General features: G+C 62.3%; 15 protein-coding genes. 5 read left to right on the top strand and 10 right to left on the bottom strand.

The window, feature by feature from the left end; all coding sequences use genetic code 11:
- The first annotated feature begins 119 nt into the window (after nucleotides 1-119).
- Nucleotides 120-317 (top strand): hypothetical protein, encoded by a 198-nt coding sequence (locus HBR93_RS26970; RefSeq protein ID WP_057444237.1) that lies wholly within the window; start codon nucleotides 120-122, stop codon nucleotides 315-317.
- Here the strand turns inward: HBR93_RS26970 and HBR93_RS12760 are convergent.
- Complete coding sequence (locus tag HBR93_RS12760; RefSeq protein ID WP_115129317.1) at nucleotides 247-1,221, bottom strand: LysR family transcriptional regulator; 975 nt, start codon at nucleotides 1,219-1,221, stop codon at nucleotides 247-249. The two genes, HBR93_RS26970 and HBR93_RS12760, sit on opposite strands and share 71 nt — an antisense overlap.
- A gap of 195 nt (nucleotides 1,222-1,416) precedes the next feature.
- On the opposite strand from HBR93_RS12760, the gene HBR93_RS12755 reads away from it, so the two are divergent.
- On the top strand, nucleotides 1,417-2,832 hold the full coding sequence (locus tag HBR93_RS12755) for an acetyl-CoA carboxylase biotin carboxylase subunit (protein WP_003213442.1): 1,416 nt from the start codon (nucleotides 1,417-1,419) through the stop codon (nucleotides 2,830-2,832).
- An 11-nt stretch (nucleotides 2,833-2,843) separates the two neighbouring features.
- Nucleotides 2,844-4,652: a sodium-extruding oxaloacetate decarboxylase subunit alpha gene (gene oadA / locus HBR93_RS12750; protein ID WP_169960433.1), complete on the top strand. Its 1,809-nt coding sequence runs from the start codon at nucleotides 2,844-2,846 to the stop codon at nucleotides 4,650-4,652.
- A 77-nt stretch (nucleotides 4,653-4,729) separates the two neighbouring features.
- On the opposite strand, the gene HBR93_RS12745 is transcribed toward oadA, so the two are convergent.
- On the bottom strand, nucleotides 4,730-5,986 hold the full coding sequence (locus tag HBR93_RS12745; RefSeq protein WP_169960432.1) for an autotransporter outer membrane beta-barrel domain-containing protein: 1,257 nt from the start codon (nucleotides 5,984-5,986) through the stop codon (nucleotides 4,730-4,732).
- 150 nt (nucleotides 5,987-6,136) lie between these two features.
- Between HBR93_RS12745 and HBR93_RS12740 the strand changes: the two genes are divergently transcribed.
- Nucleotides 6,137-6,403, top strand: a complete 267-nt coding sequence (locus HBR93_RS12740; protein WP_169960431.1) for a helix-turn-helix transcriptional regulator — start codon at nucleotides 6,137-6,139, stop codon at nucleotides 6,401-6,403.
- Nucleotides 6,404-6,406: 3 nt separating this feature from the next.
- Here the strand turns inward: HBR93_RS12740 and HBR93_RS12735 are convergent, their stop codons facing one another.
- The 3 genes from HBR93_RS12735 to HBR93_RS12725 are packed head-to-tail and all read right to left on the bottom strand — an operon-like array spanning nucleotide 6,407 to nucleotide 8,167.
- Nucleotides 6,407-7,078, bottom strand: a complete 672-nt coding sequence (locus HBR93_RS12735) for a GNAT family protein (RefSeq protein WP_057440566.1) — start codon at nucleotides 7,076-7,078, stop codon at nucleotides 6,407-6,409.
- 10 nt (nucleotides 7,079-7,088) lie between these two features.
- The gene (locus HBR93_RS12730) at nucleotides 7,089-7,535 is read right to left on the bottom strand and encodes a GNAT family N-acetyltransferase (RefSeq protein WP_120734363.1); all 447 of its coding nucleotides are present in this window, start codon (nucleotides 7,533-7,535) and stop codon (nucleotides 7,089-7,091) included.
- The gene (locus tag HBR93_RS12725) at nucleotides 7,532-8,167 is read right to left on the bottom strand and encodes an FMN-binding negative transcriptional regulator (protein WP_169960430.1); all 636 of its coding nucleotides are present in this window, start codon (nucleotides 8,165-8,167) and stop codon (nucleotides 7,532-7,534) included. The genes HBR93_RS12730 and HBR93_RS12725 overlap by 4 nt, the downstream gene beginning before the upstream one ends.
- Nucleotides 8,168-8,254: 87 nt before the next feature.
- On the opposite strand from HBR93_RS12725, the gene HBR93_RS12720 reads away from it, so the two are divergent.
- A complete protein-coding gene (locus tag HBR93_RS12720; RefSeq protein ID WP_169960429.1) occupies nucleotides 8,255-9,796 on the top strand; it encodes a PLP-dependent aminotransferase family protein in 1,542 nt (513 codons plus the stop codon).
- A 69-nt stretch (nucleotides 9,797-9,865) separates the two neighbouring features.
- Here the strand turns inward: HBR93_RS12720 and HBR93_RS12715 are convergent, their stop codons facing one another.
- The 5 genes from HBR93_RS12715 to HBR93_RS12695 all read right to left on the bottom strand — a co-directional run bounded on the left by HBR93_RS12715 (nucleotide 9,866) and on the right by HBR93_RS12695 (nucleotide 15,674).
- Nucleotides 9,866-10,957, bottom strand: coding sequence for a polyamine ABC transporter substrate-binding protein (locus tag HBR93_RS12715; protein WP_169960428.1), 1,092 nt, complete (start codon nucleotides 10,955-10,957; stop codon nucleotides 9,866-9,868).
- Nucleotides 10,954-11,988 (bottom strand): histone deacetylase family protein, encoded by a 1,035-nt coding sequence (locus HBR93_RS12710; RefSeq protein ID WP_057440562.1) that lies wholly within the window; start codon nucleotides 11,986-11,988, stop codon nucleotides 10,954-10,956. Before HBR93_RS12710 ends, HBR93_RS12715 begins: the two co-directional genes overlap by 4 nt.
- Before the next feature lie 136 nt (nucleotides 11,989-12,124).
- Complete coding sequence (locus tag HBR93_RS12705) at nucleotides 12,125-13,117, bottom strand: AraC family transcriptional regulator (protein ID WP_057440561.1); 993 nt, start codon at nucleotides 13,115-13,117, stop codon at nucleotides 12,125-12,127.
- A 50-nt stretch (nucleotides 13,118-13,167) separates the two neighbouring features.
- Nucleotides 13,168-14,145, bottom strand: a complete 978-nt coding sequence (locus tag HBR93_RS12700) for an asparaginase (protein ID WP_169960427.1) — start codon at nucleotides 14,143-14,145, stop codon at nucleotides 13,168-13,170.
- Nucleotides 14,146-14,222: 77 nt separating this feature from the next.
- Entirely contained in the window at nucleotides 14,223-15,674 is a 1,452-nt protein-coding gene (locus HBR93_RS12695) for an alanine/glycine:cation symporter family protein (RefSeq protein WP_169960426.1), read from the bottom strand.
- Nucleotides 15,675-16,254 lie beyond the last annotated feature (580 nt).

Below are 16,254 nucleotides of genomic sequence, written 5' to 3'. Positions count from 1 at the left end.
CCCACAGATTTGCTCGGTGTTGCACCGGCAAGATTCATCGTCCTGTAACCCGCGTGCCGCCAAACCGTCATCCCCCGCGCCCATCCTGAACTCCCCGTACTCGCATTGGGAGACTCGAAATGGCCCGGCACTACGAAGACAGCACCAGCACCGTCAAAACCCGTCGTCAGCAGGAAGACCAGCGCCGCATGGCGTTCCGTCGTGCAATTGAAGACCGTTGTGACCAGCGTCAACTGCTGCAGAGCATCAGCGACTATCCGGAGCTGCACTGGCAGGCGCCCGCGGCTGCCCAGCGAAGCGTTCAGCCAGCACGCTGATCTGCACCCGCTCGTTGCGGATAAAGCCCAGGAACGCATGGGCCACCGGTGACAGGCGCTTGGCCTTGGCCTGCACCAGGCACCAGCTGCGGTACAGCGGCAGCTCTTCCACCGGCAACTCCTTGAGCCCGCCGGTGGCCAGCTCCAGGTTCAGGGCGTGGCGCGTCAGCAGCGCCACGCCCAACCCCGCCACGACGCACTCGCGCTGTGCCTCGGCCGAGGCCACTTCCACCGTCTGGGTGAAGTGCACGCGCTTTTCCTTGAAGTACTCCTCGCAGGCCAGGCGCGTCCCGGAGCCCGGCTCGCGCAACAGCAAGGTGTAGGGTTCCAGATCCTGCAGGCGCAATGGGCCTTGCAGGCTCAGTGGGTGGTCCGGCGGGGCCACCGCGACAATCGGGTTGTTGAGAAAGGGCAAAAATTCCAGGCCCATGTCCTGCGGCACCATGGACATGATCACCAGGTCGTCACGGTTGTCCGACAGCCGGCGGATCACCTGGGCGCGGTTGACCACCGTGAGGTGCAACTGCACCTCGGGATGCTGGCGCTTGAAGGCCGCGAACAAGTGCGGCACGAAGTATTTGGCACTGGACTCCACCGCCAGCTTCAATTGCCCCTGCAGCGAGCCCTGCATGTCCGAGAGCTGCATATCAAGGTTTTCCAGGCGCCCGAAGATGTCCCGGCTGGCCCGCTGCAGGGCTTCGGCGGCTTCGGTCATGTAAAGCTTTTTGCCCACGTAGTCGAACAACGGCTGGCCGACCAGCTCTTCGAGCTGGCGAATCTGTAGGCTGACGGCGGGTTGTGTAAGGGACATTTCCTCGGCAGCGCGGCTGTAGGAGCGCAAATCGCAGACTTCATTGAAGATCTGCAATTGACGTAATGTCATACGCATCAGTGACTTACGCATAATTCAAAGCGGCTCGCAGGGGGCGGTGGGGTCAACTATAAGTCTTTACTTATACACAACCCAATAATTATTGATTTTTGTTAATCCCTAAGTGCGCATAGTGTGTGTCTGGCGACTGACCTGAAACATTTAGTCACGCGCCGACCTGGTCTAGCAGGTCGAAGAACGCAGCAATCGGCTCAAGGGAATTTCCAAGTGATAAAAAAGATCCTGATCGCCAACCGTGGTGAGATTGCCGTCCGCATTGTGCGGGCCTGTGCCGAAATGGGTATTCGTTCGGTGGCGGTCTATTCCGACGCTGACCGGCACGCCTTGCACGTCAAGCGCGCCGATGAGGCCCACAGCATTGGTGCCGAGCCCCTGGCCGGTTACCTGAACCCGCGCAAGCTGGTGAACCTGGCTGTGGAAACCGGCTGCGACGCGTTGCACCCTGGCTACGGCTTCCTCTCGGAAAACGCCGAACTGGCGGACATTTGCGCCGAACGTGGAATCAAATTCATTGGTCCATCGGCCGAAGTCATTCGCCGCATGGGCGACAAGACCGAAGCGCGCCGCAGCATGATCAAGGCCGGCGTGCCGGTGACGCCGGGCACCGAAGGCAACGTCGCCGACATCGCCGAGGCGCTGACCGAAGGTGACCGCATTGGTTACCCGGTGATGCTCAAGGCCACCTCCGGTGGTGGCGGTCGCGGCATTCGTCGCTGCAACAGCCGTGAAGAACTCGAACAAGCCTTCCCCCGCGTCATCTCCGAGGCCACCAAGGCCTTTGGTTCGGCGGAAGTGTTCCTGGAAAAATGCATCGTCAATCCCAAGCACATCGAGGCGCAGATCCTCGGCGACAGCTTTGGCAACGTGGTGCATCTGTTCGAACGTGATTGCTCGATCCAGCGCCGTAACCAGAAGCTCATCGAAATCGCCCCCAGCCCCCAACTGACCCCCGAACAGCGTGCCTACATCGGCGACCTGTCGGTGCGTGCGGCCAAGGCCGTGGGCTATGAGAACGCCGGCACCGTGGAGTTCCTGCTCGCCGAGGGCGAGGTGTACTTCATGGAGATGAACACCCGGGTGCAGGTGGAACACACCATCACCGAAGAAATTACCGGCATTGATATCGTTCGCGAGCAGATCCGCATCGCGTCCGGCCTGCCGCTGTCGGTAAAACAGGAAGATATCCAGCACCGTGGCTTTGCGTTGCAGTTCCGTATCAACGCCGAAGACCCGAAGAACAACTTCCTCCCAAGCTTCGGCAAGATCACCCGTTACTACGCCCCCGGCGGCCCCGGCGTGCGTACCGACACGGCAATCTACACCGGCTACACCATCCCACCGTTCTACGACTCCATGTGCCTGAAACTGGTGGTATGGGCGCTGACCTGGGAAGAAGCCATGGACCGCGGCCTGCGAGCCCTGGACGACATGCGCCTGCAAGGCGTGAAGACCACCGCCGCCTACTACCAGGAAATCCTGCGCAACCCGGAATTCCGCAGCGGCCAGTTCAACACCAGTTTTGTGGAAAGCCATCCTGAGCTGACCAACTACTCGATCAAGCGCAAACCCGAAGAGCTGGCCCTGGCCATCGCCGCCGCCATCGCCGCCCACGCAGGCCTGTGAGGAATATAACAATGAGCAAGAAGATCTTCGTTACCGACACCATCCTGCGCGACGCCCACCAATCGTTGCTGGCCACCCGCATGCGCACCGACGACATGCTGCCGATCTGCGACAAGCTCGACAAAGTCGGCTACTGGTCCCTGGAAGTCTGGGGCGGCGCGACCTTCGACGCTTGCGTACGCTTCTTGAAAGAAGACCCGTGGGAGCGCCTGCGCAAACTGCGCGCCGCGTTGCCCAACACGCGCCTGCAAATGCTGCTGCGTGGGCAGAACCTGCTGGGCTACCGCCATTACAGCGACGACGTGGTCAAAGCCTTCGTGGCAAAGGCAGCGGTAAATGGCATCGACGTGTTCCGTATCTTCGACGCCATGAACGACGTGCGTAACCTGCGCGTGGCCATCGAAGCGGTAAAAGCGGCCGGCAAACACGCCCAGGGCACCATCGCCTACACCACCAGCCCGGTGCACACCATCGAGGCGTTCGTGGCCCAGGCCAAGCAGTTGGAGTCCATGGGGTGCGACTCCATTGCGATCAAGGACATGGCCGGCCTGCTGACCCCGTATGCCACCGGCGAACTGGTCAAGGCGCTGAAGGCCGAGCAGAGCCTGCCGATCTTTATCCACTCCCATGACACCGCCGGTTTGGCCGCGATGTGCCAACTCAAGGCTATCGAAAACGGTGCCGACCATATCGACACCGCCATCTCCAGCTTCGCCTGGGGCACCAGCCACCCGGGTACCGAGTCGATGGTCGCCGCCCTCAAAGGTAGCGAGTTCGACACCGGCCTCGACCTGGAGCTGTTGCAGGAGATCGGTCTGTACTTCTATGCCGTGCGCAAGAAGTACCACCAGTTCGAAAGTGAATTCACCGCCGTCGACACCCGTGTGCAAGTCAACCAGGTGCCGGGCGGGATGATTTCCAACCTGGCCAACCAGCTCAAAGAGCAGGGCGCTCTCAACCGCATGAGCGAAGTGCTGGCAGAGATCCCACGGGTACGTGAAGACCTCGGCTTCCCGCCGCTGGTCACGCCAACCTCGCAAATCGTCGGCACCCAGGCGTTCTTCAACGTGCTGGCCGGCGAGCGCTACAAGACCATCACCAACGAAGTGAAGCTGTACCTGCAAGGCGGCTACGGCAAGGCGCCGGGTAAGGTGAACGAGAAGTTGCGTCGCCAGGCCATCGGCAGCGAAGACGTGATCGACGTGCGCCCAGCCGACCTGCTCAAGCCGGAAATGACCAAGCTGCGTGGCGAAATCGGCGCGTTGGCCAAGTCCGAAGAAGACGTGCTGACCTACGCGATGTTCCCGGACATCGGCCGCAAGTTCCTTGAAGAGCGCGACGCCGGCACCCTGGCCCCAGAAGTATTGCTGCCGATCCCGGAAGCCGGCGGCGTGGCCCGTGCCGGCGGTGAAGGTGTGCCGACCGAGTTCGTGATCGACGTGCACGGCGAAAGCTACCGCGTGGATATCACTGGTGTTGGCGTCAAGGCCGAAGGCAAGCGTCACTTCTACCTGTCCATCGACGGCATGCCGGAAGAAGTGGTGTTCGAACCGCTCAACGAATTCGTCGGCGGCGGCACCAGCAAGCGCAAGCAGGCCAGCGAGCCGGGCCATGTGAGCACGGCGATGCCGGGCAATATCGTGGATGTGCTGGTCAAGGAAGGCGACGTGGTCAAGGCCGGCCAGGCTGTGCTGATCACTGAAGCGATGAAGATGGAGACGGAAGTGCAGGCGGCCATCGCCGGCAAAGTCACCGCCGTTCACGTAGCCAAGGGCGACCGGGTCAACCCGGGTGAAATCCTGATCGAAATCGAAGGCTGATCCCCAGCCTTCGAGACTACCGCTTAATCCTCGGGGGGGCATGTGCCCCCTTTTTTTTGTCTGCAAACCGTGCGAAATCAGAACGTCAGGGTCCATTGGCCCATCACGGCCTGGTTGCTGCTGCGCGCGCCAAAATCGCCGGTGTAGGTCAGGCCCACGCTCTGGGTGGTCGATACGCCCAGCCCCAGCCCGGCTTGCAGGGCCATGCTATTGCGGTCCAGGGCAGTGCCCTCGATGGTGAAATCGCTGTTGAACACCGACCTGTCCACCCAGGCCGAGGACTGGCGCACGCGGTTGCCGACATCGCCATACAGGTGTTTCCAGCGGGCGCTGAAATGGGGTTTGAGGGGCATCTGGTTGTCCAGGGTATAGAGGCTGGTCATGCGCAGGCCGAAGGTGCTGCTCAGGTTCTGCTGGGTCTGCTCGCCGACACTCAGGGCGCTGAGGCCGCCTTTTTCCTTGAAGCGCTCGCGCTGGTAGCGCTGATAACCGATGCCCGCGAACGGTTCGACGGTAAAACTGCCGTGGTCCGCGCGATAGCCCATTTCGCTGAAAACCGTCTGGCTTTGCGCGGTGTACTTGCCCTTGAGTTGTTCGCGATGGTCGATGAAATCAAAATCCACGCTGCGCTTGTTCAACCCGGCGTGGTTGCTGTGGATCGCCCCCAGGCGCAAGGCCAGCGGCCCATCCTGGCGCACCGCGTAAGCCCCCAGGTGCCAGCTGTCGAGCGCGGCCTTGAAGCGTTTGGCGCTCAGGTCACTGGTCGTCTTGGCCCCCATCACACCCATGCGCCAGGCGGGGTCCACGGCCCAATCGGCGCCCAGCACCACGCCCTGGTTACGCTGTTGCAAATCGCCACCGCCGTGCTGGCCGTCCAGGCTGCCGGCGTTGCCCAGGCCCTGCAGCCAGACACGACCGTTGGCATCGCCGCTCACGTCGCTCATGGCCGCCAGCAAACTGCTCTGCAGTGGCTTCAGGCTGTTCTGGGTGGCGCTGCCCAGGTTGGCGTTCTGGCTGGCAGCCAGTTGCTCCAGCACCGCGCCGATTCTTCCAGGGGCCAGGTTGCCCATATAGCGGGCGTCATCTGCAATCAGATACTTTTCTCGCGCGCTCAGGTCGCCCGACTCCAGCAACGCATCCACCGCACGGTCCAGCACCTGGGCCACAGCCCGGCCATTGCCGGTGGTGGCGTAGTCAATGAAATAAAAAGGACTGGCCGGTTCAGGTTCGCTGGGCGGCGGCCCCATATCCCCGCGTGCAGCGGCCAATTGAATGCTCAACGCACTCAGCGCGAAAGTGATGACAAGGGCGAGTCGTTTGGATGTGCAGGGCATAGGTCCGAACCTCTGAGATGTGAGGCGGGAAATTTAGCGAGGCGCTGGAGGGATAACTGTCAGGGTAAGCGTTTGCGGTTTGCGGGAGAGATCTTCAGTGCCAGGTGAATAAAGGCGTAAGGGTTGTGGCCTGGAGGAAGGTGTATTTTATTGGATACACGCGCCTTGTTGATCGAGAGTGTGGAGCAGGGCCTGGCCGAGGGTACCCTGCAGGTCGGCGAAGCCGTGCGCCGGCTGCGCGTGGAGGTCACCGGCCTGCACCAGGGCCAGTTCGCCAGGATGTGCAGGATTTCCCTGCGCACCCTGGTGCATATCGAGCACGGCGAGGGCAATCAGACGCTCAAGTTGTTGAACGCGGTGTTCCGGCCGTTCGGCTTGCAGATGGGCGTGGTCAAGGTTCGGCGTCCGTTGAGCTGAACGTCAGCCCCGACATTCAGTCAGGGTTTTCGCCTGCCCATCGGCCGTCTGGTTAGCCTCCCCAAGCCAGGCCTCAAACCCGGCGCCGACCTTCGGCCATTCTCCATCGAGGATCGAGTACCACGCCGTGTCGCGGTTCTGCCCCTTGACCACCATATGCTGGCGGAACACCCCTTCAAAACTGAACCCCAGGCGCTCGGCTGCGTATTTGGAGCGGGCGTTGCCGTTGTTGCACTTCCATTCCAGGCGCCGGTAGCCCAGCTCAAACGCGTGCCGGGCCAGCAGATACACGGCCTCGGTGCTTTTCGGTGAGCGCTGCATTGGGGCGCCGAAGGTGACGTGGCCGATTTCGATGCGGCCCTGGGCCGGGACGATCGACATCAGGCTGAGGATGCCCTGCACGTCGCCGCTGGCGCGGTCGATCACGCTGAAAAAGTACGGATCGCTATTGGCCGCATGGTTGTTCAGCCACGCATCAAAAACGGCGCGCTCGGTAAACGGGCCGTAGGGCAAATAGTCCCACAGCTTGGGGTCGGCACCGGGGCCCTGGAGGGCTTGCCACAGGCTATCGGTGTGGCGGGCCGGGTCGAGCTTTTCCAGGCGGATAAAGCGCCCTTCGATCAGTTGGGCGGTGGGCGCCGGGGCGCCTTTCCAGTCTGCGAGTGAGGTCGACATGCTGTGCTCCTTATAGGCCTTTGCGAAACTGGATAAAGCCGGGACGTTCGGCGATGCGTTCGTATAACGCAATCGCAGTGGTATTGGTCTCATGGGTCAACCAGTGGACCTTGCAGCACCCCTCGGCCTTGGCGGTGGTGTAGACGAATTCGATCAATTTGCGACCAACTCCGGCACCGCGCTGGGCGGCGTCCACGAACAGGTCTTGCAAGTAACAGGAGCTTTCGATGCTCCAGTTGGAGCGGTGATAGATGAAGTTGACCATACCCACCGCCTTGCCGTCCTGCCAGGCCAGGGCCGAATGGGTCGGCTCGTTGCGGTCGAGCAGGCGTTGCCAGGTGCTGGTGCTGACGGCGTCCGGCAACTGCGTGTCGTAGAAGCGCAGGTAGGCCTGCCACAGTGGCAACCAGGCAGCGTGGTCGGCGGCTTGCACCCGGCGGATGTCGATCTGGCTCATAAGGGCTCCTTGGGAATGAATCGGGCGAGGGTTTGGTCACGCACGTCAAAGCTTGCGGCCAGCCCTTCGCGTACGCCGGCGATATCCGCCGCGCTGCGGTTCTGGCTGAGCTTGCGCTTGCCTTGCAGGCGCTGGATCGGCAGGGCGAACCCGACGATGGCCTTGAGCATGCCGTCGATGTAGTCCGCCGGGGCATCGCTGACTTTCCACGGTTGGGCGCGCCCGTTTTCGTGGCGGTCGGTCAGGGCGCTGACCAGTGTGAGCAGGCGCTCGGCATCGGTGAACACCTCGGCCTGGCCATAGGCGTGGACCGCCAGGTAATTCCAGGTGGGCACCACTTTGCCGTGTTCGGCCTTGGCCGGATAAAACCCTGGGCTGACATAGGCCTCGGCACCGGCAAAAATCACCAGGGCCTCGCTGCCGTTCTGCAGGTCTTGCCACTGGCGATTGGCCTTGGCCAGATGGCCGTAGAGGGTGCCATTGGGTCCTTCATCGGGGTTGAGCAGCAGCGGCAAATGGCTGGCCTGCAGGCCGTGCTCGCCAAAGGTCACCAACTGCGCCAGGCGCGTGTGCCGGATCAGTTGCTGCAGTTCGGGCAAATCGTCGAGGGCAAAGGCGCGAGGCGTGTACATAAATATTTTCCTTGGCGAATGCCTGCATCCTAGGCAGGCTAATGGTCTGTTGTAAGAGCCATCTAAGGCCAATTTCATAGGTCCAATATGTCGCCCATGTCATTCAACCCTGCGGGTATTGAACTGGATCGCCGTCAGGGCCTGACACGCCAGCTGTACGAGGCCCTGCGCCAGCGGGTGCTGGACGGGCGGCTGGCCAGTGGGACCCGGCTGCCAGCCAGCCGGGATCTGGCGGCGGCGTTGTCGATTTCCCGCAACAGTGTGGTGCGGGCCTACGATCAGTTGTATGCCGAAGGCTTTATCGAAGGCCGCGTGGGCGATGGGACCTATGTGGCGCAATTGCCCACCACCGACCCGGGCACAAAAAAATTATCCACAAAAGTGTCCACAGGGTTATCAACAGGCTTATCCCCAGCCTTATCCACAAAACCCGCAAATATAACTGGGAATTTATCCAGTGAAGTTATCCACAGTCCCGCTCTGGGTCGTCTGGAAAACAACCATTTACCGCTGCCACCCAGTGGCCCTCTACGGGCTTTTCGTGTCGGTGTACCGGCCTTCGATCTGTTCCCGTTTGACGTCTGGGCCAAGCTGAATGCGGCTTTTTGGCGCAAGCCTGACCTGCAACAACTGTGTTACGGCAACCCGGCCGGGGATGAGCGATTGCGTGGGCTGATCGCGGCTTACTTGCGCAGCTCGCGAGGCATGCAATGCACCGCTGAGCAAATTGTGATCACCAGCGGCGCGCAACAGGCAATCAGCCTTTGTGCACAGCTACTGGTGGGCCCTGGGGATAGCGTGGCAATTGAAAATCCCGGCTACCGGGCGGCAGGGCATGCGTTTGCCAATGCCGGGGCAAAACTCCAGGGCGTGGAGGTGGACGCAGAGGGCATCGACTGCACGGCATTGAACGCGCTCAACGACTGCCGCCTGGCCTATGTCACGCCTTCCCACCAGTACCCGACGGGGGTGGTCATGAGCCTGGCCCGGCGCCTGGAGTTGCTGGCCTGGGCCGAGCGCACGGGCGGCTGGATCATCGAGGATGACTACGACGGTGAGTACCGTTACAGCGGCGCGCCCCTGGCACCGCTGGCGGCCCTGGATCGCAGTGATCGGGTGCTCTATGTGGGGACTTTCGGCAAAGTCGCATTCCCGGCGTTGCGCCTGGGTTATCTGGTGCTGCCGCCGGGCTTGGTGAGCGCCTTCACCCAGCGGCGCGCCGTGGACGTGCGGCATTCGGAGGTCAGCACCCAGGCGGTGATGGCCGAGTTCATGGCAGCGGGGCACTTCCAGCGGCACATCCGGCGCATGCGCCGCGCCGCCTTGAGTCGTCGCAATGTCTTGCTGGCCGGTTGGCCCGACGACGTGCCTGGCGTGGGTAGCCTGCCCGGTGTCGCGGCAGGCTTGCACCTCACAGTACGGGTGGAAAGCCTGGCCCGTGAGGCGCAGTTAGTCGCCCAGGCCCTGGCAGCGGATGTAGAAATCAACGCCCTGAGCAGCTATTGGCTGCCCGACACCCACTCGGCACCGGCCCAGCGCGCCGGCCTGGTGCTGGGGTTTGCCGCCGTGCCCGAAGCGGCTATCGCCCAGGCCCTGGCGCGGCTGCGCAAGGCCTGGCGGGTGGGATGATCTGGGCGCGCGATCGCTTTCGGTGAGGTGGCGCCGGGGCCGGAGAGGGTGCTCCCCGGCCATGATTGCTCAGGTCCCGGACTTGATCTTGGTCCAGGCGCGGGTCCTGGCGCGTTCGGCGTCACGGGCCAGCGGCTTGAGGGTGTAGAGCGTGGCCATCGCCGCCTCGGTCGGGTACAGGTTAGGGTTGTTGCGGATTGCCGGATCCACCAGCCCGGTCGCGTCCTTGTTCGGGTTGGGATAGCCGACAAAGTCGCTGATAGGCGCAATGACCTGGGGTTGCAGCAGGTAATTGATAAAGGTGTAGGCGTCTTGCGGGTTTTTCGCGCCCTTGGGAATGGCCAGCATATCGAACCAGATCGGCGCGCCCTCTTTGGGCAGGCGCATGTCGACAATCACCCCGTTCTTGGCTTCCCTGGCGCGGTTGGCCGCCTGGGAGAAACTGCCGGAGTAGCCGACGGCCACGCAAATGTCACCGTTGGCGATATCGGCCATGTACTTGGAGGAGTGGAAGTAGGTGATGGAGGGGCGGATCTTCATCAGCAACGCTTCGGCTTTTACATAGTCCTTGGGGTTGCTGCTGTTGGGGTCCAGGCCCAGGTGCTGCAAGGCCAGGGGCAGGATTTCCGATGGCGAATCCAGCAGCGCGACCCCGCATTGCTTGAGCTTGCTGATGTTCTCGGGCTTGAAGATCAAGTCCCAGCTGTCCACCGGCGCGTCGGCCCCCAGCACGGCCTTGACCTTGTCCGGATTAAAGCCAATCAGGATGGTGCCGTACATATAGGGCACGGCGAATTTATTGCCCGGGTCGTTGGCTTCAATCAACTGCATCAGCTTGGGATCGAGGTGGTTCCAGTTCGGCAACTGGCTGCGGTCCAGGGGTTGGAACACCCCGGCCTCGACCTGCTTGGCCAGGAACACGTTGGACGGCACTACCACGTCGTAGCCGGAGTTGCCGGTCAGCAGCTTGGCCTCCAGGGCCTCGTTGGTGTCGAAGATGTCGTAGATCAGTTTGATCGCCGGGTTATGGGCCTTGAAGTCGTCTAGGGCCTTGGGGGTGATGTAGTCGAACCAGTTATAGACCCGCAGGGTTTTTTCTTCGGCGTGGGCGGCGGTGCTCAGCACGGCGGCACAGAGCACAAGCGACTTGAGCATGTTCATTGGGCAGCCCCCTCAAAACCTTCGAGAACGTTGACGGCATTGATGCCGATTTCTTCCACCGCATAGCCGCCTTCCATCACAAACAGCGTCGGCTTGCCCAGGCGAGCGATACGCGCACCCATGGCCAGGTAGTCCGGGCTGTCGAGCTTGAACTGCGAGATGGGGTCGTCCTTGAATGTGTCGACGCCCAGGGACACGACGATGATGTCCGCGCCATAGCCTTCGATTGCCTGGCAGGCCTGCTCCAGTGCGGCGCTCCAGGTGTCCCAGGCGGAACCGGCCGGCAGTGGGTAGTTGAAGTTGAAGCCTTCACCGGCACCGTCGCCCAGCTCATCGGCGTAGCCGAGGAAAAACGGAAACTCTGCCTCCGGATGCCCGTGGATCGAAGTGAACAGCACGTCACTGCGCTCATAGAAAATCGACTGGGTGCCGTTGCCGTGGTGGTAATCGACATCGAGGATCGCGACCTTTTTGTGGCCCTGATCGAGAAAGGCCTGGGCGGCGATGGCGGCGTTGTTGAGGTAGCAATAACCGCCCATCAAGTCACTGGCGGCATGATGCCCCGGCGGGCGGCACAGGGCGAAGGCACTGTGGGCACCGTTTTGGATCGCGTGTTGTGCGGTCAGCGCGACCTGCGCTGCGCTGTAGGCGGCTTGCCAGGTGCCGGCGGTGATCGGCGCACCGCCATCGAAGCTGTAATAGCCCAGTTGACCATGCAGGCTGGTGGGCAATACGCGGCGCAGGGTGCGGGCGGGCCAGGTGTAGGGCAGCAGGTCACCGTCCTGGCCGAAGGCCGTCCAGCGTTGCCATGCCCCTTTGAAAAACTCCAGGTAGTCGCGGCTGTGAATACGTTGCAGCGGCGCCAGGCCAAAGTCCTGCGGCGCTTGCACCGGGCCCAGTTCACGGTCCTTGACCCGTTGCAGCACATGGTCGGCGCGCGAAGGCATTTCGAAGCAGGGCATCAACTGGCCGTCCATCAATTCGCAACGGCCATGGTGCAGGTGGTGATCGTCCGAGTAGATCGTCAGCATTTTTATTGTTCTCCGCAGGCAGGTTGGGATGCCTTGCAGTGTTGCGGTGTACGCAGGTTTGGAGAACGGCAGGAGCGGCCAAAAGGGGATAAATATGGCCAAATTGTCTGTCCGAAATTCGCCCCTACATGGGGCGTCATGCTCGAAATTGACTCGGCGCTACACCGCTCCAGCGTACAAAGGCGTGCCGGAAGCTCGCGGTCTCACTGAAACCCAACTGCTCGGCGATGCGGTAGATCGGCCACTGGTCTTGCGCCAACAGTTGCTTGGCGCGCTCAAAGCGCAGTTCGTCCAGCAGTTCCTGGTAGCTGCAGCCCAGGTCATGCAGGTGCCGGCGCAGGGTGCGGGGTGAACAGTTCATCTGCTGGGCCAGGCCATCCAGCCCGGGGGCGGCGTGCAGTTGCGCCGCGAGCAACTGGCGCACCCGCCCCAGCCAGGCCTCGCGCCCGGTGAATTCGGTGTTCTGTTTGCGGCAGCGCTCGGCCATCGCCCGATGGGTCACCGTGTCGGCCAGGGGCAACGGTTGGGCGAGCCAGCGTTGGTCAAAGGCGAACGCATTGGCAGTGGCCTGGAATTGCAGCGGGCAGTCGAAACACTCGGCGTAGCGCGCCTGATAATCCGGCGCGGCATGCTCAAAGCGCGCACCCAGCAGCGGCAGCGGGTGGCCGAGCAAGTCGTCGCAGATTACCTTCAGCGATCCCAGGCACAGCTCCACATTGAAGGCGGTCAGTGCCGGGCTTTCGCGGTAATCGCTGGCGGTGAACCAGATACGCTCACCGTCTTGCTCCAGGCTCAGCTCGAACAGTGTTCCCAACAGCGCCGGATAACGTAGGGCCAGGCGCAAAGCGTCACCGAAAGTGGCACTGGTGAGCAGCGCATAGCCGAGCATGCCGTAGGCCGATACGTGCATCCGTCGCCCCACGATCAGCCCGATATCACGCTGCAAGGCCACGGCATTGGCGCACACCTGCATTTCCTGGTGCGTGGCGATGCGTGTGTCGGCGCGGCTCAAGTCCGCCGCACAGATGCCACTGCCGGCCAGCAGCGCTTCGGCGGGCAAGCCTTCGGCCTTGAAGGTGCTGAGCACCAGGGAAACGGCATTGAGGGTGGTGAGGTGGGAGTGCAGCATGGGAACTTCCAGCCAGGGGATGGCTGGAAGTGGAGCAAGTTATATGCCGCTCAGCTCAGTTCGCCGCACAGGTCCAGTTCGACCAGGCGCCGTACTGCGTCGTTGGGCAGCCCGGCGCCGAGCAGGGCTTGCAGCTTGCCGAACACAGCTTCGCGGGTCATGCCGCCACCGGACAACACGCCGACCCCACGCAAGCGGCTGCCCGCTTCATACACGTCCAGTTCCACGCCACCTTCATGGCATTGGGTGATTGCGACCACCACCACGTCCCGATCCAGCGCGCGCTGCAGGCTGGCGAGGAACGCCGGGTTATCGCTGGGCCCGGTGCCGCTGCCAAAGCATTCGAGCACCAGCGCCTGGATGCCGCTGGCGACCAGGGCGTCCAGTTGCCCGGCATCAATGCCCGGCACCAGCGGCAACACACCGACATTGGCCAGGGCCTTGGGCTGGCGGTAGTCCAGGGCGGCGGGCAGGGCCTGGGCCTTGGCCACGCCACCGTTGCGCTGCAGTGCAGCAAAGGGATGGCGGCCAAAACTGCGGATTTTCGCGCAGCGGGTCGGCGCCATCAGTGCGCCGTGGAAGTACAGGTGCACACCGGGCGCGAGGCCTTCGCCCAACGCTGCCAGGGCGCCGCTGACGTTTTCCCAGGCATCGCTGTCAGGCACGCCGGCCGGCAGCATTGAACCGGTGAACACCACGGGCGACGGTAGGCCCAGCAGTTGGAAACTCATGGCTGCCGCGCTGTAGGCCAGGGTGTCGGTGCCATGCAAAATCAGCACGCCATCGCAGCCCTCGTCGACAGCCTCGACCACGGCGCTGCGCAGGCGCTGCCAGTAGGCGGGCGTCATATTGGCGCTGTCGATCAGCGGCGACATTTCCCGAAAGCGCCAGGCTGGCGCTGGCAGGTGGGCAAGCTGTTCGCGCATGCGCGCTTCAAAGCCCGAAGCGGGCGCCAGGCCGTTGGCGCTGGCCTGCATGCCGATGGTGCCGCCGGTGTAGAGCACCATGATGGTGTTAGCTTTGGACATCGAAGAATCTCCTGAACGAAAAACGCCGCCGGGCCCAGAGCATGCCCAAGGCCGGGCGGCGTGTCATCTATCTAGGCTCAGCGTTGCACTTGGGCGTTCAGTTCAGCAGTCGCTTGAACCGTTGGCTCCGGCTGCACCGGGTTGGCCGGCCAGGCCTTGCGGTCCAGGTCCAGGTCAGGGAACTGGCTGGAATCGAACACCGGGGTCTTGATGCCCGCCGCGCGCTGGCTGTCGTAGTCGTTGAGGATGCGCATGGCGATCTTGAACAGGAACGCCAGGGCGAACAGGTTGACGAACGCCAGCATGGTCATGGTGATGTCGGCGAAGGCGAACACGGTGCTCAGGTTCTCGATCGAACCCCAGAAGATCAGCACCAGCACCAGCGCGCGATAACCGATCAGCACCTTGCGGTTGTTGCCCACCAAAAAGCGCAGGTTGCTCTCGCCCAGGTAGTAGTTGTACATGATCGAGGTGAACACGAACAACGCCAGGGCCACCGAGATAAACATCCGGCCCCAGTCACCGACCACCGCCGCCAGGGAGTTCTGGGTCAGGGCAATGCCGTCGCCTTCAAAGCCTGGGGTGTAGAAGCCCGAGAGCAGGATCAGCAGGGCGGTGCAGGTGCAGATGATGAAGGTGTCGAGGAACACGCTGAACGCTTGCACCACACCTTGGGCGACCGGGTGTTCCACCGAGGCCACGGCTGCCACGTTGGGCGCGCTGCCCAGGCCCGCTTCGTTGGCAAACACGCCGCGCTTCACACCCATGATGATCGCGCTGCCCACCAGGCCGCCGAAGGCCTGGTCCAGGCCAAAGGCGCTCTTGACGATGGTCGCGAGCATGGCCGGTACCTGGTCGAATTGCAGCACGATCACGTAGACCGTCACGGCGATATAGACCAGGGTCTTGACTGGTACCAGCAGGTCGGCAATCGAGGCAATGCGCTTGATCCCGCCGATAAACACCAGGCCCAGCAACACCGCCAGCGCCAGGCCGGTGTAGGTGGTGTCGAAGCCAAAGGCGTTGTTCAGCGAGTGGGTCACGGCATGGGCTTGCAGGCCATTGAAGGCGAACCCGAAGGTCACCAGCAGCAGAAACGCCATGACCATCCCCAGCCAGCGTTTTTGCAGGCCGTGCTGGATGTAATAGGCCGGGCCGCCACGGTAGGTGCCTTCGGCGTCGGTACGTTTGTAGAGCTGGCCCAGGGAGCACTCGATAAAGCTCGAGGACATGCCTACCAGCGCGGTGACCCACATCCAGAACACTGCGCCCGGGCCGCCCAGGGTCACGGCAATGCCGACTCCGGCGATGTTACCGGCACCCACCCGCCCGGCCAGGCTGAGCATCAGCGCCTGGAACGAACTGAGTTGGCCGGCACTGCTTTTCAGGCTGTCGCGAAACACCGCGAACATATGAAAGAAGTGACGAAACTGAACGAAACGCGAGCGGATCGTGAAGTAACCACCGAGCCCGACAATGAGCACGATCAGTACTTTTCCTGAGAGGAAGTCGTTGATGACTTCTAGCATGGAGTATTCCTCGCTGTTTTCTGTAAAGGCAAAAGCCGGACGGCTCGACTCCACACCATTTCGCAGACAGCACGATAGGTGGGGCGAGGGCTCGTCCCGGTTCCATGTCGCGGGTTGTTATTAGTTCGGCGTTCGCATGCGGCTGACGATCGTGCATGCGAAGAGGGGCGGCACTATACCTAGGTGTGCGCCAGCCGTCTGCAAGCAGCGCAATTGAGCGAGGAATGGTCGAGTGTCACACTGACCTAATGTGGGAGCTGTTGAGCTTTGGTGAGGCTGCGATGGGCATGAGTTTCTACATAACTCTTTTCTCTGGTGCTTCTTGGGTTTGTGTACATATCCGTTGCTGCGGTCACGGCCACTTAGGGTTCCGCCCTTACGGCGGGTCACTTTTGGAAAAGAGCCCCAAAAGTAACCAAAAGGGCTCTTGCCCCACCACTCGGCACCTCGCCTAGGCTCGGTGTGCCCGTCATCCGACATTGATTTGGGGGGCCGCCGCGATGGGCCATCCATGGCCCAGCGCGGCTAACCCGGCGTCCTGCCGGGTTACCCCCCAAATCAATATCGGATGACGGCCAGC

Origin of the sequence: Pseudomonas sp. WS 5411 (genome assembly GCF_012985595.1) — a bacterium.
Classification (GTDB): Bacteria; Pseudomonadota; Gammaproteobacteria; order Pseudomonadales; family Pseudomonadaceae; genus Aquipseudomonas; species Aquipseudomonas shahriarae.
The sequence above is the reverse complement of the archived record's forward strand: the minus strand, read 5'-3'. Positions and strand labels throughout refer to the sequence as shown.